Origin of the sequence: Mesotoga sp. UBA6090, from assembly GCF_002435945.1 — a bacterium.
Lineage (GTDB): Bacteria > Thermotogota > Thermotogae > Petrotogales > Kosmotogaceae > Mesotoga.
In genome coordinates this window covers 1-19153 of sequence record NZ_DIXC01000063.1, presented here as the reverse complement: position 1 = coordinate 19153, position 19153 = coordinate 1, and the positions used below count along the sequence as shown (strand labels likewise).

The following is a 19153-nucleotide window of genomic DNA, read 5'->3' as shown; positions in this document are numbered from 1 at the left end:
TGGATAGGGCTGCCTGTCCCAAATAATTCAGGCTAATCTTCAGAAGAAGGAGACCGAAGGTACTTAACTTATCGTCTCTTGCACAGCCACAAGCTTGGAAAGGTCAAATTTGGGCGTCCTCTATGTATCGCAGTCAGCGAGAACCTTGGGTTGTGAAAAGTTATCGAGGAAGTACATCGATATAAAGGGCTACTTGATCGTTACCATGTCGTTTCACACTTCATGATGATTTTCTAGAGAAGATTATTCGAGTGAGGTGTTCCAAGAATACTTATGCATATGGAATTCCACCGTTGTTAACGCACGTTGATTTCTTGGATCATCCAATCAATCAGGCCGCGAAAGCAGCGTATGGTTCATATCTAAAAACTATCCTCCAAGATACGATTTTTTCACCAGGTCGTCGCTAAGCAAGTCTTCTCCTTTTCCCTGAATAACTATTCGGCCTGTTTCAAGTACATAAGCATAGTCGGCCAGTTTCAGCGCAGCGAGAGCATTCTGCTCTATCAACAGAATCGTCTTACCCTCCTCATGAACCTTTCGAATAACCCTGAACACTTCACCCACAATTACTGGAGCAAGTCCCAATGATGGTTCGTCCAGCATAAGAAGATCCGGTCTAGACATCAGTGCCCTTCCTATTGCAAGCATCTGCTGCTCTCCACCTGAGAGAGTTCCGCCCTTTTGGTCTTTTCTCTCTTTCAATCTTGGAAACAGGGTGTTAACCCAGTCAAGATCCTTCTCGATTTCTTCTGAGTCTCTTCTCAGGAATGCCCCTAGCATAAGATTTTCAGTTACTGTAAGGTTAGGAAAGATTCTTCTGCCCTCAGGAACCAGAGTCATTCCAGCCTTCACGATATCATTTGTTGGCTTGTTTGTGATGTTCTTCGATTTGAAAAGTATCTCTCCTTCCTTCACTTTTTTAAGACCACAAATGCTTCTAAGAGTTGTTGATTTTCCGGCTCCATTTGCCCCAATAAGCGCAACTATCTTCCCTTCTTCAACGCTGAAGGAGATTCCCTTCAGAGCATGTATACCACCGTAAAAGACGTTCAATTTTTCCACCTTAAGCATACAAATCACCCGTTCCAAGGTAGGCAGTTATTACATCGGGATTGTTCTGAATCTCCTCTGGAAGACCCTTTGCAATTGTAACACCGTGATCTAGAACAATGATACGCTCGCATATCGTCATAACCAAGCTCATGTCGTGTTCAATAAGCAGTATCGTCAGCTGGAACTCCTTCCGAATTCTAAGAATCAGTGCCCCCAGAGCAAGTGTTTCTTCTGGGTTCATCCCTGCAGCAGGCTCGTCCAGCAACAACACTTTTGGTTGAGTTGCCAGAGCTCTTGCAATCTCGAGTTTTCTCTGCAGCCCGTAAGGAAGCGATCCAGCCTGATCTCTCTCATACTTCTCCAGACCAAGCGTCTTGAGCAAAGATCTAGCCTTTTCGTGCATCGCCAGTTCTTCTCTCATATATCCCGGGAATCCGAAGACCGCGGAGAAAACCGAGGATCTCAGTCGCAAGTGGCAAGCCGTAAGAACATTTTCCAAGACTGTTAGCTCTCCGAAAAGCCGGATGTTTTGAAATGTTCTTACAATACCCTCTGCGGCGATTCTGTCTGTCTTCAAACCCGTTATGTCTTTGCCTTCAAAAAGGATTTTTCCTTCGCTTAGATAATACGTATTCGTAATAAGATTGAACACAGTTGTTTTTCCTGCTCCATTAGGCCCTATGAGTCCTACCAGCTCTCCTTCCTGAAGATCAAGATTGAAATCCGAAACCGCAGTAAGTCCGCCGAATCTCTTAGTTACTTGCTCAAGCTTAAGCAGACTCATTTGCATTCCTCCCCTTAGATCTGAATATCCATGTCCATGAGAACTCTTTGTGGCCAAAAAGGCCTCTCCTGAAGAAGATTACTGTAATAACGAGGATAAGCGCAAAGATTAGCATCCTCATGCCGGGGATACCGGGTATAGTGAAACCAAAGATCGTCATAGGTGATTCCACGAACCTGAGCAGTTCCATCAAGAAGGCAACCGAAATGCCCATAACGACACTTCCAGTTATGCTTCCGAGTCCTCCAAGAAGGACAATCATGACAATTTGAAAGGTTAAAGCGATGTTGAATGAATTCGGATCGATTGTCATGAGTAGACTACCAAGCAGGCCACCACCAATGCCGGCGAAGAAAGCCCCTATTACAAATGCCAGGGTTTTGTGTTTGAAGAGATTGACTCCCATAGCTTCAGCCGCAACTTCGTCCTCTCTTATTGACTTCAGCGCACGTCCATAGCTGCTGTCTACTAGTTTCTTTATGAAGAAGATGGTGAACAATGCCCAGCCCCAGCTCCAGTAGAGGTTTGTATATGTGGGAAGTCCTTTCAATCCAAGAGGCCCATTGGTGATACCTTGAAGGTTGTTGAGTATCACGCGAATTATCTCCGCGAATCCGTAAGTTACGATAGCGAGATAGTCTCCCCCTACCCGAAGACAAGGGGCTCCGACAGCAAACCCCGCAATTGCAGCAACAGCACCCCCTATGAGCAACGCGAAGAAGAAGGGAATCTCTATTTCACTTAGTGGCCATATTATCGGTTGAATAAAGAAATTCATTGCTTTAAGAGATGGAGACATGTACAGCAAAGCCGATGCGTATGCACCAAGCGCCATGAAACCAGCGTGACCTAAAGAAAACTGACCAGTAAAACCGTTTATCAGGTTGAGACTGACTCCAAGTATAACGTAGATGGCAGCAACATTCAGAATTCTTTTGATAAATGCGTCAATGTAATTCTCGGCTAGCCAGAGCAACACGATGAAGACAAGAAGTCCAATAATGGTCATGACCAACTTCAATTTGCGATCCATTACACTCACCTACTTGTCTTCTCGCCGAATAGACCTGTTGGCTTTACTAGAAGAATCACGACGAGAAGAACAAAGATTAATGCGTCTCTGTAACCTGCGGCCTCAGGAAAAAAGGCGACAAGCATAATCGTAACCATACCAAGCATGAATCCACCGACCAGAGCTCCCACAATACTTCCAATTCCTCCGATTATAGCCGCAGTAAAGGCCCTCCAGCCAGGGAAAACTCCCATGAAAGGCCATATTTGTGGATATCTGAGCGCCCAGAGAATTGCACTTAGCGCTGCGAGTGCTGAGCCTATAGCAAATGTGAATGCAATAGTCCTATTAACGTTTATTCCCATTAGTTTTGCCGTATCGAAGTCGACAGAAAGGGCGCGCATCGCCAATCCCATTTTCGTACGCTTAACCAAAAAGGTGAGCAGAAGGAGCACGACTATTGAAACCACAATAGTGGTTATTGTTATCGCCTGAATTCTGACCCCTCCTACGATAAATGTCCTGGTCAGCGATGGGGGTACATAGAATGATTTCTGCCTTCCTCCGAAAACAACCGTCGCTATGTTCTGGAGAAGGAAGGACATGCCAATTGCTGCACAGAGCGAAGAAATTCTCGGCGCATCTCTCAGAGGTCTATATGCAACGCGCTCGATGCCAACTCCAAGTAATATAGTTACTACGATTCCGAACAAAACGGCTAGCCACCAGGGCATCATAAACAGACTGAATCCGTAGTAGACAAAGAAAGTAGCCATCATGAATACGTCGCCATGAGCAAAGTTCACAAGTTTGACTACTCCATAAACGAGAGTATAGCCTATCGCAATCAGCCCGAATATGAAACCCAACGAAATTCCGTTAACAAGGTGCTGCAAAAAAACGCTAGAGCTCATCCTGCCACCACCTTTATCTTAGCTATCGTTCTTAATAAGGACGCAGGCGTTCGCCTGCGTCCGGCACCTACGATTTTGCGGATCGACGCCCCTTTTCTTGTTTATTCGGCAGGTTTTACAACACTTACAAACTTGAAAGCTCCGTTCTCCACTTTTCTGACAATCGCATCCTTAACGGCATCTCCGTTTTCGTCAATTGTTATGTATCCTGTAACCCCTTCGAAAGCTACGGTCGCACTCAAAGCGTTCTTAATGTCCTCAGGAACGGCTGAACCAGCCCTTGAAATCGCGTCTACAGCCAGCATAAACGCATCGTACCCCAATGCCGAAAATGCGCTCGGTTCGACGCCATATTTTGCCTTGAATGCTTCTATGAATTCTGCTGCTTTCGGAGTTGGGGCTACCGACACGTCGAAGTGAGTGCTGAAGTAGCTGCCTTCAACGGCGGCACCACCGACCTGCAAAAACTCAGGAACTTCCCATGTATCTCCGCCAAGGAACTGAGATTCAATTCCAAGTTCGCGTGCTTGCTTAATGATTAGTGCCGCCTCTCCATATGAAGCAGCAGGGATGAATATTACATCGGGATTCTTCCCCTGAGCATATGCAAGCTGCGCGGTGAAGTCTTGGTCCCCCGTCTGATAAGAAATGACACCGCTTATCGATTTGTTATCCCCGGTAAATGCTTTGAACGAATTCTGGAAGTAATGTGAGAGCCCTACCGAATAGTCTGAAGCGATATCTTGAATAATCACAGCTGTCTTTGCTCCGAGCTCTTCAACAGCAAATTTAGCCATCACGCTTCCCTGGAATGGGTCGATGAAACAAACTCTGAAAGCATAGGGCTTTCCCAATGTGACCAGCGGGTTGGTAGGCGAACATCCGATCATCGGTACTCCTGCAGCATTTGCAACTTCGCTGCCAGGTATGGCTACAGCACTTCCATAGCTGCCGATTATTACAGATGCTTTGTTGAACTGAATCAACCTGGAGACGGCATTTGAAGCTTCTACCTTTTCACTCTTATTGTCGACGAGAACCAACTCTATCGGTCGGCCAAGAACCTCTGTCACTTGTTCAGCTGCGAGCTTAACACCTTCCATGGTAAGCTGACCACCGGCCGCGTAGGGTCCGGTCATTGGTTCAAAGACTCCAATAACGATCGGTTCAACTGCAAACAGTATAAATCCCATTAGCAGAACAGAAGCTAGACCTAGAATCCTTTTCACTTCCCTCACCTCCACAATTGTGATTGTTCACGACCGAAGTGACCCCAGAATGTGCAAAAATACTCGAAGCACAGTAATGACTTTACCGAAAGCACCGCGACAACTGTGCAGAATGAGAACATCAAACGGGTGAGAATCAGAACTGCAGCATGGACTTCATCAACAACTGAGACCCAATAGCCTCTCAGGAACGCGAAAAGTCTTGTAGTACTCATTAAGATTGAAAGACACCAAAACAACGCATTACTCAAAATGATAATACCATGTGAATCAACAACAACCTCTTCCCAAAAAACGCCTTCATGAGGAGATTTGAGCAAAGAAAGCTGATAATCGCTTTCTATCTATCTGGAAACCAAAGACGGGCGGTCAAAGATCACTGACGTTTTTGCTATCGATCGGGTAAGATGGAGAGTTGAGAGAGTGTGTTAAGTATCTCTTTAGCAGATTGTTGACATATGATCTCAAGGGGTTTCGGCAAGAGTTCGTTTGAATACTCGTCTGTTTTCAAAATCCTCCGAGACTCGTCAGATCATTTCAGTGGAAAGTGCTTCTTGTCGGACCTAGCCGTTCGGTACGCTATAAGAAGTATCAGTCAATTCGAGAGCCGCTATCAACAACAATTGTCCATAGACAGGTGGCTGTGTGTTTTGTGAAACAATACGATCAACTTACAATTATAATGTGGAGTTATAAAATGGAAGGAGGGAATTTGATTGGAATCAGAAACTATGGTTGCAATAGTTAAGGAAAGACCCGCGCCGGGCTTGACTCTAAAAAGAGTTCCTGTTCCAGGGGAGCTCGGTCCCCATGACGTGCTGGTCAAAGTCAAACGAGCTTCGATATGCGGGACCGATATTCATATTTACGATTGGGACAGGTGGTCACAGGAGAGAATTAGACCGCCTCAGATAGGCGGTCATGAATTCACCGGAGAGGTTGTTAGGACAGGAAAGGAAGTCACCTCGGTTTCGATTGGAGACTCGGTGGTTTCCGAGACCCATATACCGTGCCAGAAATGTCTTCAGTGCAGGACCGGCAAGATGCACATATGCAAGAACATGCAAATTCTCGGAGTTCACAGAGACGGAGTGTTTGCAGAGTATGTGAGAGTTCCCGAAGTTGTTTTGTGGAAAGTTGACCCTTCGATACCTCTGGAATATGCTTCGATAATGGAGCCTTTTGGAAATGCAATTCATACGGCACTTGTTACGGATCTTACCGGAAAGAACGTGTTGATCACCGGTGCTGGACCGATTGGTGTGATGGCCGTTGCGGTAGCGAAAGTTGCAGGAGCAGCGCAAGTAATCGTGTCTGAGATCAAGGAGTTCAGAAAGGATCTTGCAAGAAAGATGGGAGCCGATGTAGTGATCGATCCGACCGAAGAGGATCTTCCTTCCAGAGTGAGAGCCTTTACGGAAGACAACGGAGCCGATGTACTTCTCGAGATGTCGGGAAACTCTACCGCCTTCTGTCAGGGTCTTCAGAGTCTTACTAACGGGGCCGTCGTTTCTCTTCTTGGAGTCTTTCCCGGTGAGTTATCATTTGATATAAACGGACTGTTCACTTTCAAGGGTCTAACGATGTACGGTATAACGGGGAGAAAGATGTTCGAGACCTGGCAGGTCGCGACTCAGTTGCTTAAGAACAGTAGAATCGACCTTTCACCTGTAGTCACGCACATTCTTCCCGCAGATAGATTCGAAGAGGGTTTTGATGTCATGAAGAGAGGTATTTCCGGAAAGGTAATCCTTGAATTCTGAATTGACTTGTCGGAGGTGTTTGGATGTTTGATTTTGATGTTCTTAAACGGGAAATGGAGGAGCTCGAGGAGAAGGGTCTGCTTGTCAAGATAAGGACACTTGAATCGCCTCAGGGCGCCTGGCTGAACATCGAGGGGAAGAAAGTTCTTAACATGTGCTCAAACAATTACCTTGGGCTGTGTTTCGACGAAGAGCTCAAGGAGGCGGCGATCGACGGCATAAGAAAGTGGGGGGTTGGACCTGGAGCCGTTAGGTCGATAGCGGGAACGCTTGAATTGCACAACGAGCTCGAAAGGGAACTGGCAAAGTTCAAGAGAGTCGAATCTACGCTGGTTGTTCAGTCGGGCTTCAATGCAAACCAGTCGGTAATTGCTCCGATCGTTACTGAAGAGGATGCTATTCTCTCCGATGAACTGAACCATGCAAGCATAATTGATGGAGTCAGGCTGACAAAAGCCATGAGATATGTCTGGAAGCATAAGGATGTGAACGACCTGGAGACTCAGCTGAGAAAGGCCGAGTCCGATGGGGCCAGGAGAAAGCTGGTAATAACGGACGGCGTTTTTTCGATGGACGGTGATCTTGCTCCGCTGCCTGAGATTGTCGAAAAGACGAACAAATACGGCGCGATTCTGATGGTGGACGATGCTCATGGCGAAGGTGTTCTCGGAAACCATGGGAGAGGAATAGTCGACCACTTCGGATTGCATGGAAGCGTAGATATCGAAGTCGGAACTCTTTCGAAGGCCTTTGGAATAGTGGGAGGCTTTGTCGCCGGCAAGAAGACTCTTATCGATTATCTGAAGCAGAAGGCGCGTCCATTCCTCTTCAGTTCGTCCCTCTCTCCGGCCGAAACCGCAGCCGCTATCGCGGCCGTAAGGAAGCTTTCTTCATCCGACGAACTGGTCAAGACGCTGTGGAGCAACGCAGGCTATTTTAAGGATCAGCTCACGGCGCTCGGTTTCGATACGGGACATACAGAGACTCCGATAACTCCTGTGATGCTTTACGATGCGAAGCTTTCCTCGACGTTCTCAAAAAGGCTCTTTGAAGAGTCCATATTTGCAAGCTCGATCGGCTTCCCAACCGTTCCCAAGGGAAAGGCCAGAATAAGAGTCATGATATGCGCTTCTCACTCGAGGAAGGATCTGGATTTTGCAGTCTCCAAGTTCGAATTGATCGGGAAGGAACTTGGCGTCATAAAGTAAAAACACGGCTTTAACTTCAATTGAATATAATCTTTGTTGTTGCAGCGGCAATGGCCGCTGCTTTTCGTGGAGGTGAAGCGCTTGTTTGTTTCGTTGCTGATGCTGGCCGCTGGATTTGCTTTGCTCATAAAGGGTGCCGATTATCTGATAGAGGGATCTGTCGCGATAGCCAAGAATCTGGGGATCTCCGAACTACTCATTGGCCTCACAATAGTTGCTCTGGGCACGTCGTCGCCGGAACTCGCAGTGAGTATCCAGGCGGCGATCAAAGGTTCTGACATCGCTCTGGGAAATGTTCTGGGGTCAAACATCGCGAATATTGGTTTGATTCTCGGTGCGACCGCTTTGCTTACTCCCCTTGGAGTGAACAAGACTACCATGAGTTATGAAATACCTTTCGTTATTCTTATCACCTTCGCCAGTGGAGCGTTGATACTGGGAAACGGCAACGGCCTTAACAGGAGTGACGGCATAGTCCTGATTACTTTCTTCGTAATCTTCATGATGTACGTGTTCACAATGGCTAAGAGGGACAGGAACATTTCGGACATCGTCGAGGTAGAAGGAAAGCGAGATATCGAGATTCTCGAAAAGAGTCCTGTGCTTGCCTGGGTAGCCACAATCGGAGGGACCGCAGCCGTCATTCTCGGAGGAAATTTCGTGGTCGACGGAGGTTCTTCGATTGCCCGGATATTCGGCGTGAGCGATATGCTGATTGGGACAACTATCGTGGCGATCGGGACGTCTCTTCCGGAGTTAGTGACTACCATTTCGGCAGGAAGAAAGAACCGCAGCGATCTTGCCATAGGGAATGTGGTAGGGTCGAACATCTTCAATCTGCTCCTGGTTCTAGGAGTTTCGTCCACCATCTCGCCTATCATGGCTCAGAGATCGCTTGCCGCGGAAATCATCTTTGCATTGCTTCTCGCGATAGTCCTGCCGTTGCTCCTCTTTAGAAAGAAGAAGCTGGACAGGCCAAGGGGTGCTCTGCTCCTGATAATCTACGCCTCCTTCTTAGTTTCAAGCATACTTAGAGGTTAGGAATTCTGGCGCAAATAGAATCAAGGTCATTTTATGTGTGTGAATAGCCGTTGAGATGTCCTTTTGCAAACTGCGCATGTGGAGAATAGAAACTTCCTGAATGCCTGCATTTGGCCTAGAGAAAATAGTGAAATTCAAGGCGGAGCTCATGTTTTTCGATATCTCTTTTCGAATAACAGGCCGTATCGAAACCGAGCAATTCAAATCCGTATTTCAGGCAGAAGGAGATGGCCGGATAGTTGCAGCTTTGACTCTCGAGAACGAGACGTCTCATGTTAGCACTGATTGCGTAGTCTCTTGCTGCATCCATCAATTTCTTTCCTACTTCCATTTGCCGGTACTCCTCCCAGACCAAAATATCCCAGATGCGAAGCGAGTTGTTCCACTCTCTTTCGAAGAGAATCAGCCCCAGTTCCTTGCAGTTCTCGAAGGCTCCGTACGTTATCGGATGATCTTTGAAAGGACCGAGGAGACTGTAGGATCCCTCTTTGACGAATGCGGCCGCGAATTCTTTCAAGAAGAGATCAACTGTCCATCGGTTTGAATCCCTTTTAGTAACTAGATCGTAGTAATTCTCGCTCGAATAGGTTTATTTTATGGTCCTTTTGGAAAGCGATTCGGCATCAAGCTCGATTATCCCCAAGTTTTCCTCTGATCGTTAGTCCCTTACTTCTCGCAAAGGCGAAAAACAGAATGGCCCAATTCTAATCACTGCTGCAATCTAGTCGGATCAGTAAGGGAAGACCTTGCGCCCATCTTCGGGCAAAGGGGGATCCACGACACTGGCGCCGGCAAGTTTCGCGAAATTCTTGATGAGCTGCCAGCCTGGCGGATTCCGGAGAAAGCCACCCTGTGTTTCTGGATGAAACTGAACCCCGTAAATTGGCTTATCTTTGTGCTTCATCATCTGGATAGGTGTGACATTTCCTCTGGCAAAGAGTTCAAATTGATCGGGAATGGAGGCGACTGCATAGGCATGGTTCTCCCATACAAGAAGGCCGTTGTCGAAACCGTAGAGGATTTCATCGTCTTTCAGAAAAGTCACCTCGTGCCAGCGGCGTTCATCGCTGTAGTAGAGAACTGAGCCGAATACCCTGGAAATTATCTGATGACCGAGACAAATACCCAGTATTGGGACCTCGCCTCTGAGAATTATCTCTCCACCCCGGTACACGTTGTCGTTCCAGTCTATATAGTTCCGCATAGAATCGCCGCCGGCAATTATCACTGCCGAGAATTCGGTCTCGTCTTCCGGGAGTTCATCATTGAAAATGTTGAAAATAGTGTATTTAATACCCTGTTCGGCCAGAGAACGTTCAATTGGCGAGAGCTTGAATTCGTATGCGGGATCGTTCAAGAAAAGCGCGATGGTCCCAGCCTTCCCGTCAGAACCCATAAGCAGCCCTGCAACGCAGACGGTTACAACAATAGTAAGTATCGCACGAACAGCCAAAACTACAGCTTTATCTTTCATCGACTCTTGACACCTCTCACAGCGAATGATAAACTACTATTTGTGCGATGCCGGGGTGGTGAAATTGGCAGACACGCATGATTCAGGTTCATGTGGGCATACCGCCTGTGCGGGTTCAAGTCCCGCCCCCGGCACCAGATATTCAAGAGAGGACGAACGACGTCCTCTTTTTTATCTTTCTCCCGACTCGAACCAAGAAACTCGCTTGTCAAATCGTACTTCCTCCAATTACGGCCTTTCAGATGATCTGTGTAGTAAACAATATGTTCTAGAGGTTCGACAGTTCCGCTCTCCTGAAGAGAAGTTTTCTTACGTCGGAAAACTCCTTTCCGAAATAACGATCTTCCTTATGATCGGGAACGATCTCCTCGATATCTTTGAACAAACCTTCAATTACCGCACTGGACCTTTTTGGGCGTCTGAAAGAAAGCGCTCTGAAGGCAAGAAGCGCCTCTATGGAGATCAGAGTCGCAACGTTGTCTACTATTTTCCAGAGCTTTCTTGCTCCCCAGGCTCCCATGCTCACGTGGTCCTCCTGAAAGCCTGAAGTGGGAATCGAGTCTGCGGATGCGGGATGTGCAAGAGTCTTGTTTTCGGAAGCGAGTGCAGCCGCAGTGTACTGCCATAGCATGTAGCCGGAATTAAGACCCTCTTCTCCGTTGGTCAGGAAGGCGGGAAGGTCGTTGAGTTTCGGATTGACAAGTCTATCTATCCGCCTCTCGATCATGTTGCCCATGTCTGTCAGGGCGATCGAGAGAAAATCCACGGCCAACGCGACCGGTTCTCCGTGAAAGTTGCCTCCGGAAATAGCGTCTCCGTTCTCGAATATCAGCGGATTGTCCGTTGCGGAATTAACTTCTATTTTCAGGACCGACCTAACATAATCGATTGTGTCTTTCACCGCCCCGTACACTTGGGGAATCGTTCTGAGCGTGTAGGCGTCCTGAACGCGGTCGCAGTCCAGATGGGAGGTCCTGATTTCGCTTCCTTTGAGCGTCTCTCGAAGTCTTCTGGCCACGTAATTCTGCCCGGGATGTCTTCTTGCCTCCTGAACTCTCGCATCGAAGGGCGAAGTGCTTCCCATAAGGGCATCGACAGACATCGCCGCAACGAGAATCGCCTGTTCAAAGAGCTGTGTCACAGTGTGTGTGGCACAGGCGCCGATTCCGGCCATGAACGCGGTGCCGTTGAGAAGGCTTAGGCCCTCCTTTGATTTCAGTACGAGAGGCTGAAGTTTCTTTCTCTCCATAGCCTGAGAGGAGGAAACGACTTTTCCGTCGAGAAAGCACTCTCCTTCACCTATCAACGTCATAGCGATGTGTGCCAGAGGAGCGAGGTCTCCACTGGCTCCGACGGAGCCTTTCTCGGGGACCAGAGGGGTGATTCCATTGTTGAGAAGGTCGAGAATCCTCTGAACGACGCACTTTCTCACTCCTGAATAGCCTTTCAGGAGAGAATTAGCCCTGACCAGCATTATGGCCCTGACGAGTTCTTTTTGGACGGGCTCCCCTACACCCGCCGCGTGAGAGAGCACTATGTTTTTCTGAAGGGCGTCGACATCGTCGGGAGAGATTCGATGATCGGCAAGAATTCCGAATCCAGTGTTCACTCCGTATATCGTTTTCTCTTTGCTGATGATCTCAAGGGATTTTCGCCTCTCGTCTAGAAGCCTGGCCGCGCCTTCTTCAATAGTACAGGGCTCATTGTCGAACGCGACACCGAAGATATCCGATAGCCTCAAATGTTCTCCGTCGATTTGCACTGACCCACCTCCGGGAGAGTCCGTTTTATCGGTAAAGATTATATTGTATAAACCTTAAGCTGGCAAGTCTGCGACTCTCGATGGACGGCAGAACGTGCCTATCTAACCCATTCAAGACCAGGAATCTCTACTTTTTTCTCCAGTATGCTGAAAAGCTTTGTGAAGAAGAGAACCACTACGAGATATATGATAGCAACAACGAGATACACTTCGAAGAACTGGAAGTTTCTCGAAGCGATGAACTTCGCCTGTGCCATCAGTTCAGGCGCACCGACTATATACGCCAATGAAGTGTATTTCAGCAGGTAGATGAATTCATTTGTCCATGCCGGGATGACTCTTCTGAAGGCCTGAGGCATTATCACCTGCAGTATCGCCTGTCTCTTCGTCATTCCAAGAGATCTTGCGGCCTTCATCTGATTGCTGGCAATCGACTGTATTGAGCCCCTGAGGTACTCCGCCTGGTAACAGCCGCTGTTAATAGCAAAGCCGATAATCGCGGCCGTGAAGGGCGACAGGTTCACTCCAAGCGACGGAAGGCCATAGTACAGAATGAAGAGCTGAACGAGGAGCGGCGTACCCCTTATCACCTCAATGACTGCGGTCGAAATTCCGTAGAAAAACTTGTTTCCATATACTCTTGCAATGGCTAAAATCACGCCGATCACAAATCCAATCACCACGGAGATCATTGTCATCTCAAGAGTAACGCCGAGGCCCTCAAGTAGTTTCGGCCAGTTGTCGGCAACTATCTTCCACATTCTCTCCAATTCATTCACTCCCCGTAGAGCTCGTTGAGCTTGAAGAGAAATTCCTTGGTTCTGGGATTCTTGGGATTCTTGAACATCTCTTCAGGAGAGCTCTGTTCAACTATATGGCCGTGCTCCATGAAGATGATCTCATCTGATACGGTTCTGGCGAAGCCCATTTCATGAGTTACAACGAGCATCGTCATCCCGCTTTCGGCAAGATTCTTCATAACTGAGAGAACTTCCCCGATCAGTTCCGGGTCGAGTGCCGACGTAGGCTCGTCAAAAAGGATTATCTTAGGCTGCATTGCGAGCGCACGCGCGATACCCACTCTTTGCTTCTGGCCGCCCGAGAGCTGTGCGGGATACATCTTCGCTTCTCGCTCCAGCCCGACTCTCTTGAGTTCCTTCATCGCCAGTTCTCTTGCTTTTTCTTTCTCCACCTTCTTGACCTTGGTCAAGCCGACCATGACGTTCCTGAGAGCTGTAAGATGATTGAAGAGACCGAAGTCCTGGAAGACAAAACCTATCTCCTGGCGAATCCTGTTTATGTTCTTTGCCGAAGTCACTTCTTCCTTTTCTAACCAGATCTTGCCTTCATCTGGAGTCACAAGCATGTTTATGCAGGAGAGCAAAGTGCTCTTGCCGGTTCCGCTAGGACCGATTATCACTTTGGTCTCGCCTTCATTCATATCGAAGGAAACGCCTTTGAGAACTTCTTTGTCTCCGAAAGATTTCTTAAGGTTCTCAACTCTTAGTACGACTCTGTTTTCGCTCATCTTACCGTCTCCCTTACGTCGAATCCAGGTATAGCAAGCCGCTTCTCAACGCTTCCAAGACCCTTGTTTATAATAATTGTCACTATGAAGTACATGGCAGCTACCGTGAGATAGATAAGCATCGGTTCATATTTGGTGGCGATAATGTAGCCACCCTGTCGAAGAAGCTCTGTAACTCCAAGCGCATAAGCCAGTGACGAGTCTTTAAGGACTATCGTGAACTCGTTTGTCCATGGCGGCAGGGCGATCCTTACCGCCTGGGGAAGAACTACATTTATAAACCCCTTCAGATTGGTCATTCCCAGTGATCTGGCAGCTCTCATTTGAGCCGAGCTGACGGAGTTTATGGCTCCCCTGAAGATCTGCGATTGATAGGCGGAGGATCTGAAGCCCAGTCCCAGTACTACCGCGACAAATGGAGAGAATCTGACTCCGATTTTAGGAAACCCATAGAATATTAGAAAGAGAATTACCAGTTCCGGAATACTTCTGAGGATCTTTTCATAGCCTGCAATGAAGGCCTTGATCCACTTGTTTCCGTAGACCTGGCCAAAAGAAATGGGGAGGGCCAGAACAAGGCCCAACCCCAGAGTCAAAAAAGTGATTTGAAGTGTTACCCACATTCCTTTCAGAAGAGCAGGCAAAGAATCAACTACTAATGCGAGTTTATCTATGGCTACCTCCGCCCTTCAATCAGAAGTACTTGAGGTTCAGTTCATTGAGCTTTCCGGACTCTTCAAGTCTCGAAATGCCTTCGTTTATGAGATTGAGTAGATCCTTATTCGCCTTGTTTACTGCAATACCATAGTCTTCGTAAGTCTTGATGACTCCAACGATCTTTACCGGTCTGACCTTTGCAAAGCTCTCTGCTACCGGTGCGTCGAGAACAATCGCATCGATGTTCTTGTTGATCAGGTCGGTCATTGCAAGAACGTATGTGTCGTATCTCTTGAAATTACCCGTAAGGATCTTTGTCTCGACAAGATTTTCCTCGACCCAGAGATCTCCGGTTGTGCCCGTCTGGACACCGACGTTATGCTTTCCGAAGAGAACAGTTACGGTCATTTCGCTGTCTTCCCTCACAACTACGCTCTGATCGGCTGTCCAATAAGGTTTCGAGAAAGAAACCACTTCTTCTCTTTCAGAAGTAATCGTCATTCCCGAGACGACGAGATCGAGATTACCAGATACCAGAGCCGCAATAAGTGAATCGAAGCTCATATCTCTTATTTCGATCTCAAATCCCATCTCCTCGGCGATTGCTTTGATGAGATCAATGTCGAACCCCACGAACTCTCCGTTCTCTACATATTCAAATGGTGGAAAATCTGCGCTTGTGCCGACCACATACTTAACTCCAAATGCAGAGCCAACGAAAATCAGCAGCGCGAGCAACACTAGCAAAGTTTTCTTCATAATACCCCTCCTTATGATTGAAGATGAAGTAATTGTATATCAACATGCTTTCATTACCAGAACCTCTCTTCAAAACCCGGCCGCAGCAATCCATCTGTTAATGCTACCGGTGCCCAACAGACCATGCGATTCAGCGACTCGAAGAGATATTTCCCAATGACATTATACCCTTTAGAAACGCTTGAGCCAAAAACAACTGTTAAGATAGTGATGGTGATGGAGATGAAAATAGGTATTGCGTTGAGCGGTGGTGTCGACAGCGCAGTCGCGGCCGCTCGATTGATTAGACAGGGAAACGACGTAATTGGTTATCACATGATAGTTCTTGAGGGCAACCCGTTCGCGAATGCGGCTGTCGATGATGCAAAAGCTGTTGCCGACCATCTGCGCATAGAGCTGAAGATTGTAGATTTGTGCGAGGAGTTTAGAAAGATACTCTATTACTTCGCCACTTCCTACATGAATGGGGAGACGCCAAATCCATGCGTCGTATGTAACGATTCGATAAAATTTGGACTGCTGCTCGAGCGGATGTTCTCTTTCGGCGCTGAGAAGATAGCAACAGGCCATTACGCAAGACTTGTCTCCCTGGATGAAAAGATTTTTTTGGCAAGGGCACTTGACAGAGCGAAGGATCAGTCGTACTTCCTTTCGAGAATCGGTAAGCACAAACTACAAAACATTCTCTTTCCTCTGAGTGAAATGACGAAAGATGAAGTCCGGCAAGAGGCTTTGGCGATTGATCTTCCCGTGCATTCGAAGAAGGACTCTCAGGAGATCTGTTTCATTCACGACGGAGACTACAGAAGCTTTTTGAAGTCGCGGGGAGTTGAGGGTAAGCCGGGACCTATAACGGATGAAAGCGGAAATCTATTGGGAAGACATACCGGACTGTCGGGATACACCATCGGTCAGCGAAAGGGCCTCGGAGTTTCCGGCGGGGAACGTTATTACGTCAAGAGACTCGATCTCGAAAGGAACAGGCTTGTTCTGGCGCTGAGAGAGAGTCTGACATCGGATTCGCTGACAGCGAAGGATCCAAACTGGTACATTGATCCAGGTGACGGATTTGAATGCCTTTGTATGATAAGAAGCTCGATGAGAGCTGTTCCTGCCAGCGTCAGCGTTCTGGCCGGCAACAGGCTTAGAGTGCACTTCCCGGAAAAAGTGTGGGCAGTAACCGCCGGCCAGCTGGCCGTGTTCTATATGGAGGATCGCGTGGTTGGCAGTGCCTTCATAGAAGGGAATTCCGTTCTTGAAAGTGGAGACGACACGTGATAGAATTTTCGGGACAGGAAGTAGTTCAGTTGGTAGAACGCTGGTTTCGGGAACCAGAGGTCCGGGGTTCAAGTCCCCGCTTCCTGACCACCTGTTTATCCACTGACACATATATCTAAGCCCGATTTCAAGGTAATCTTGGAATCGGGTTAGTTTTTATGTTAACAGCCGGACTTGAACCCGAATTTGCCCGAATTTCGGGCCTTAGTTGAAAGTTTTCTTGTGGGGTACGTGTTTGTGTTCTGATATAAGAAGTCTCGATTAGGGCAATTGTGAGCAGAGTGATAGGCGGATTATTTTTGTTTCACATCCGAAGATTTTTCTTCGATCTTTGAGGTAAGTTTGTCTAGTATTTTTTCAGAATGTCGGATACGTCTTAAACGATTTCTTTTTCCAGGTCGAATTCTGCGAAGCTTGCTGAGATGATTATCCAGAAGCAATCCCGTTTTGTTGTCGAATGGAACCGTTATTATCCTGAAGGCCATATAACCTCCGGTACCTCCTGCGTCTCCTCGCGCTTGCGGGCTACTTCGTGCCCGGCGCTCGAAGCCGCAGCGCAGGATAAAAACGTAAAAAGGCTAAAGTGTAATCAGGGCACCATCCTTGCAATACGGAAACCGAGGCCGCTGGACGAGTAACCCGGCGGGTATAAGTAGAAGCGAAACGCTACCCGCGTGAACTTCGCATCGCTTTGCCAGCTGCCGCCACGTACCATTGGGAAGGAATCACTGTTATCATACGGATCCGTCTGTGCAGAACTGGAGTAATTTCCAGACATATCGTAGATTCCCAGCTCGTTAGAAGCCTTCCAACCAACTTCTTGTGTCATTCCTCCAGAATTAGGATCATACCAGGCCACATCATCCACACTGTTACTCCCAGAATACTTATACCCCTTACTCTTGTTTCCTCCTCTCGCTGCGTATTCCCACTCTGCTTCCGTCGGCAGTCTGTATCCGACCACCTTAGATAGGTCGGTTGTTATCCTTCCGTCTTTATCCAGCAGATTCCCGTTGCTGTCATAGGCTTTGGGGAGTTTTTCCTTGTCACTCAGCCAGTTGCAGTAGTCAATGGCGTCCCACCAGGTCACATTTATAACTGACCTATTTTCTCTTCCCCACCCGCTATCGCTGGGTTTACTCTTGCCGGTGGCCTCACAGAAAGCATCGTATTGATCAAACGTTACCTCATACTTGCCTATGTAAAAGTTGTAGGTGAACGTCACCTTGTGGGTCGGTTTTTCATCACTGTCTCCTCCACCCCACGTGTCTCCCATAGTGAAACTGCCCTTCTCAACAAGTATGAAATTTCCCTTCGCCGCCGCACTGCTCATTACTATCGAGGGTATGTTATCTGGTACGTAGCCCTCCTTGAAGAATATCCTGTCTATCCTATCCTGATAAACCTCTATCACCGATCCAACGTCAAGCTCGATTTCTATGTCTTCCGTTTCGAGTATCCCCTGCACTGTGTCCCCGTTCGTCATCTTTACCGTGGTGAGCGGATTGGCGTCCCCTATGAGAGTTATTGATTCGGTTGTAGCAAAATCGAGCGGTATCTTTGCGTAAGTTGTGGAGATCGTTATGTCCTTCGTCAGTATCTGCCCGTGGAAGTAGTCTCCATTCTTAAGCTGCATAAACTGCCTCCACTTCATTCCCCCCGTCTCCTGAGGCCTCTGCCTGAAGACCATCTTCAGTATCTTCTCTCGCCTTATCTCCAGCTGAGGCCCGTTTGTCAGCTTGAAGCTTATGAAAGCGTCGTCTATGAACCCTGAGAAGCGGTTGTTGTTCACAGTGATTATGGATTCTATGTTGTTCGCCCCGCCTTCGAGGTTTATCCCGGCTATGTATTTGCTCTCTATGACTATATGGGCATAGAAGGTTCTTATAGAGAAGTTCTCGTTAACGACAGTGCCCGTCAGTTTGTCTCCGTTTCTCAGCAACAGTATGTCCACGTCTTTCGGTCTTTCTGTGTCCAGAACAGTCTCTATCGCGGGCATAACCGGTTCTGTGTTTGCCAGTCCCAGCGTTGCCAGCAATATAACGCAGAGTATAAGCCATACCGATTTGTTCATTCCCACACCTCCATAAGCGAGGCCTCGCACTCAGAGTAAGCACGTGAAGACTCAGGCAATATACGGCAAGCTGTACAATGCGCTCAAACGATCAATATACCACTTGTTACATTGACATCAAAACAAGGAATAGAGACGCTCACGCATAATCGAGTCTTGTGGTAAGGCGGTTTCCAGCAATATGATTGCACGTATTTCGCCAGAAAATGCAAATTCATCAACGTCACATCGCTCCGAGGCAAATCATACATATGAAGCGCGAATAGCTGTCTGAGTTTTGTCTGAATTGTAACATGCGGTATCATATTGATATTTCTGGGAAAGAAACGAGAATGAGGGGGAGAAATAATGAGAAGGTTTACGCTTCTTCTGTGCTTACTTACAACAGCTCTTCTTTTCTCGTCAGGTGCAACTGAAGTAAATAAGTATGAGATCATGATTCAGGCGATCAACGAGTGGCTTGATTCTAAAGAACTCGCAGTGTTCAAATCCGCAGACAAGGAGAAAATTTTCGAATGGAAAGTGGCTCTCGAGAAAACAAGTTACAGTGAGAAGTTCTACACTTTCAGCAAAGTATTGGACGAGATTGGTGACCTTATCATGTAAATAAGGAA

Annotated in this window: 18 protein-coding genes and 2 tRNA genes; 7 read left to right on the top strand and 13 right to left on the bottom strand. The window is 47.5% G+C overall.

Annotated elements, in window-relative coordinates; genetic code table 11:
- Positions 1 to 369: 369 nt before the first annotated feature.
- The 5 genes from B3K42_RS10320 to B3K42_RS10300 form a co-directional block, all read right to left on the bottom strand.
- Positions 370 to 1074, bottom strand: a complete 705-nt coding sequence (locus B3K42_RS10320; RefSeq protein WP_110990250.1) for an ABC transporter ATP-binding protein — start codon at positions 1072 to 1074, stop codon at positions 370 to 372.
- Entirely contained in the window at positions 1067 to 1840 is a 774-nt protein-coding gene (locus B3K42_RS10315; RefSeq protein WP_110990251.1) for an ABC transporter ATP-binding protein, read from the bottom strand. The genes B3K42_RS10320 and B3K42_RS10315 overlap by 8 nt, the downstream gene beginning before the upstream one ends.
- Entirely contained in the window at positions 1827 to 2873 is a 1047-nt protein-coding gene (locus B3K42_RS10310; RefSeq protein WP_110990252.1) for a branched-chain amino acid ABC transporter permease, read from the bottom strand. Before B3K42_RS10310 ends, B3K42_RS10315 begins: the two co-directional genes overlap by 14 nt.
- 5 nt (positions 2874 to 2878) lie before the next feature.
- The gene (locus tag B3K42_RS10305) at positions 2879 to 3766 is read right to left on the bottom strand and encodes a branched-chain amino acid ABC transporter permease (protein WP_110990253.1); all 888 of its coding nucleotides are present in this window, start codon (positions 3764 to 3766) and stop codon (positions 2879 to 2881) included.
- A gap of 101 nt (positions 3767 to 3867) precedes the next feature.
- Complete coding sequence (locus tag B3K42_RS10300; RefSeq protein ID WP_292598630.1) at positions 3868 to 4995, bottom strand: ABC transporter substrate-binding protein; 1128 nt, start codon at positions 4993 to 4995, stop codon at positions 3868 to 3870.
- 731 nt (positions 4996 to 5726) lie between these two features.
- Here B3K42_RS10300 and tdh point away from each other — a divergent pair.
- From tdh to B3K42_RS10285, 3 genes are all read left to right on the top strand, one after another.
- On the top strand, positions 5727 to 6758 hold the full coding sequence (gene tdh / locus B3K42_RS10295) for an L-threonine 3-dehydrogenase (protein ID WP_349680972.1): 1032 nt from the start codon (positions 5727 to 5729) through the stop codon (positions 6756 to 6758).
- 23 nt (positions 6759 to 6781) lie between these two features.
- Positions 6782 to 7966, top strand: coding sequence for a glycine C-acetyltransferase (locus B3K42_RS10290; protein ID WP_292598626.1), 1185 nt, complete (start codon positions 6782 to 6784; stop codon positions 7964 to 7966).
- Between the two features lie 81 nt (positions 7967 to 8047).
- Positions 8048 to 9007, top strand: a complete 960-nt coding sequence (locus tag B3K42_RS10285) for a calcium/sodium antiporter (protein ID WP_292598624.1) — start codon at positions 8048 to 8050, stop codon at positions 9005 to 9007.
- 115 nt (positions 9008 to 9122) lie between these two features.
- On the opposite strand, the gene B3K42_RS10280 is transcribed toward B3K42_RS10285, so the two are convergent.
- Both B3K42_RS10280 and B3K42_RS10275 read right to left on the bottom strand, forming a co-directional pair.
- Positions 9123 to 9524, bottom strand: a complete 402-nt coding sequence (locus tag B3K42_RS10280) for a GNAT family N-acetyltransferase (RefSeq protein WP_292598623.1) — start codon at positions 9522 to 9524, stop codon at positions 9123 to 9125.
- Positions 9525 to 9737: 213 nt separating this feature from the next.
- Positions 9738 to 10481: a type 1 glutamine amidotransferase gene (locus tag B3K42_RS10275; RefSeq protein ID WP_292598621.1), complete on the bottom strand. Its 744-nt coding sequence runs from the start codon at positions 10479 to 10481 to the stop codon at positions 9738 to 9740.
- Between the two features lie 49 nt (positions 10482 to 10530).
- On the opposite strand from B3K42_RS10275, the gene B3K42_RS10270 reads away from it, so the two are divergent.
- A tRNA-Leu gene (locus B3K42_RS10270) sits at positions 10531 to 10618 on the top strand.
- A 131-nt stretch (positions 10619 to 10749) separates the two neighbouring features.
- On the opposite strand, the gene hutH is transcribed toward B3K42_RS10270, so the two are convergent.
- The 5 genes from hutH to B3K42_RS10245 form a co-directional block, all read right to left on the bottom strand.
- Complete coding sequence (gene hutH / locus B3K42_RS10265; protein ID WP_292598619.1) at positions 10750 to 12243, bottom strand: histidine ammonia-lyase; 1494 nt, start codon at positions 12241 to 12243, stop codon at positions 10750 to 10752.
- A gap of 98 nt (positions 12244 to 12341) precedes the next feature.
- Entirely contained in the window at positions 12342 to 13004 is a 663-nt protein-coding gene (locus B3K42_RS10260; RefSeq protein ID WP_110990255.1) for an amino acid ABC transporter permease, read from the bottom strand.
- Between the two features lie 14 nt (positions 13005 to 13018).
- Positions 13019 to 13771 (bottom strand): amino acid ABC transporter ATP-binding protein, encoded by a 753-nt coding sequence (locus tag B3K42_RS10255; protein WP_292598617.1) that lies wholly within the window; start codon positions 13769 to 13771, stop codon positions 13019 to 13021.
- Entirely contained in the window at positions 13768 to 14415 is a 648-nt protein-coding gene (locus B3K42_RS10250) for an amino acid ABC transporter permease (protein ID WP_110990256.1), read from the bottom strand. Before B3K42_RS10250 ends, B3K42_RS10255 begins: the two co-directional genes overlap by 4 nt.
- Before the next feature lie 49 nt (positions 14416 to 14464).
- Positions 14465 to 15187, bottom strand: a complete 723-nt coding sequence (locus B3K42_RS10245; RefSeq protein WP_110990257.1) for a basic amino acid ABC transporter substrate-binding protein — start codon at positions 15185 to 15187, stop codon at positions 14465 to 14467.
- A gap of 156 nt (positions 15188 to 15343) precedes the next feature.
- On the opposite strand from B3K42_RS10245, the gene mnmA reads away from it, so the two are divergent.
- Positions 15344 to 16465 (top strand): tRNA 2-thiouridine(34) synthase MnmA, encoded by a 1122-nt coding sequence (mnmA, locus tag B3K42_RS10240; protein WP_292598615.1) that lies wholly within the window; start codon positions 15344 to 15346, stop codon positions 16463 to 16465.
- A 14-nt stretch (positions 16466 to 16479) separates the two neighbouring features.
- A tRNA-Pro gene (locus tag B3K42_RS10235) sits at positions 16480 to 16555 on the top strand.
- 499 nt (positions 16556 to 17054) lie between these two features.
- On the opposite strand, the gene B3K42_RS10230 is transcribed toward B3K42_RS10235, so the two are convergent.
- Positions 17055 to 18539: a formylglycine-generating enzyme family protein gene (locus B3K42_RS10230; RefSeq protein WP_292598613.1), complete on the bottom strand. Its 1485-nt coding sequence runs from the start codon at positions 18537 to 18539 to the stop codon at positions 17055 to 17057.
- A 348-nt stretch (positions 18540 to 18887) separates the two neighbouring features.
- On the opposite strand from B3K42_RS10230, the gene B3K42_RS10225 reads away from it, so the two are divergent.
- Positions 18888 to 19145, top strand: a complete 258-nt coding sequence (locus tag B3K42_RS10225; protein WP_292598611.1) for a hypothetical protein — start codon at positions 18888 to 18890, stop codon at positions 19143 to 19145.
- Positions 19146 to 19153: the final 8 nt, after the last annotated feature.

Bases quoted from the DNA above. Each gene is read 5' to 3' on its own strand.
- B3K42_RS10225 (WP_292598611.1), top strand. From the start codon at position 18,888: ATGAGAAGGTTTACGCTTCTTCTGTGCTTACTTACAACAGCTCTTCTT.
- B3K42_RS10315 (WP_110990251.1), bottom strand. From the start codon at position 1,840: ATGAGTCTGCTTAAGCTTGAGCAAGTAACTAAGAGATTCGGCGGACTT.
- B3K42_RS10275 (WP_292598621.1), bottom strand. From the start codon at position 10,481: ATGAAAGATAAAGCTGTAGTTTTGGCTGTTCGTGCGATACTTACTATT.
- B3K42_RS10245 (WP_110990257.1), bottom strand. From the start codon at position 15,187: ATGAAGAAAACTTTGCTAGTGTTGCTCGCGCTGCTGATTTTCGTTGGC.
- B3K42_RS10310 (WP_110990252.1), bottom strand. From the start codon at position 2,873: ATGGATCGCAAATTGAAGTTGGTCATGACCATTATTGGACTTCTTGTC.
- B3K42_RS10260 (WP_110990255.1), bottom strand. From the start codon at position 13,004: ATGTGGAAGATAGTTGCCGACAACTGGCCGAAACTACTTGAGGGCCTC.
- B3K42_RS10305 (WP_110990253.1), bottom strand. From the start codon at position 3,766: ATGAGCTCTAGCGTTTTTTTGCAGCACCTTGTTAACGGAATTTCGTTG.
- tdh (WP_349680972.1), top strand. From the start codon at position 5,727: ATGGTTGCAATAGTTAAGGAAAGACCCGCGCCGGGCTTGACTCTAAAA.
- B3K42_RS10255 (WP_292598617.1), bottom strand. From the start codon at position 13,771: ATGAGCGAAAACAGAGTCGTACTAAGAGTTGAGAACCTTAAGAAATCT.
- B3K42_RS10320 (WP_110990250.1), bottom strand. From the start codon at position 1,074: ATGCTTAAGGTGGAAAAATTGAACGTCTTTTACGGTGGTATACATGCT.
- B3K42_RS10290 (WP_292598626.1), top strand. From the start codon at position 6,782: ATGTTTGATTTTGATGTTCTTAAACGGGAAATGGAGGAGCTCGAGGAG.
- mnmA (WP_292598615.1), top strand. From the start codon at position 15,344: ATGACATTATACCCTTTAGAAACGCTTGAGCCAAAAACAACTGTTAAG.
- B3K42_RS10230 (WP_292598613.1), bottom strand. From the start codon at position 18,539: ATGAACAAATCGGTATGGCTTATACTCTGCGTTATATTGCTGGCAACG.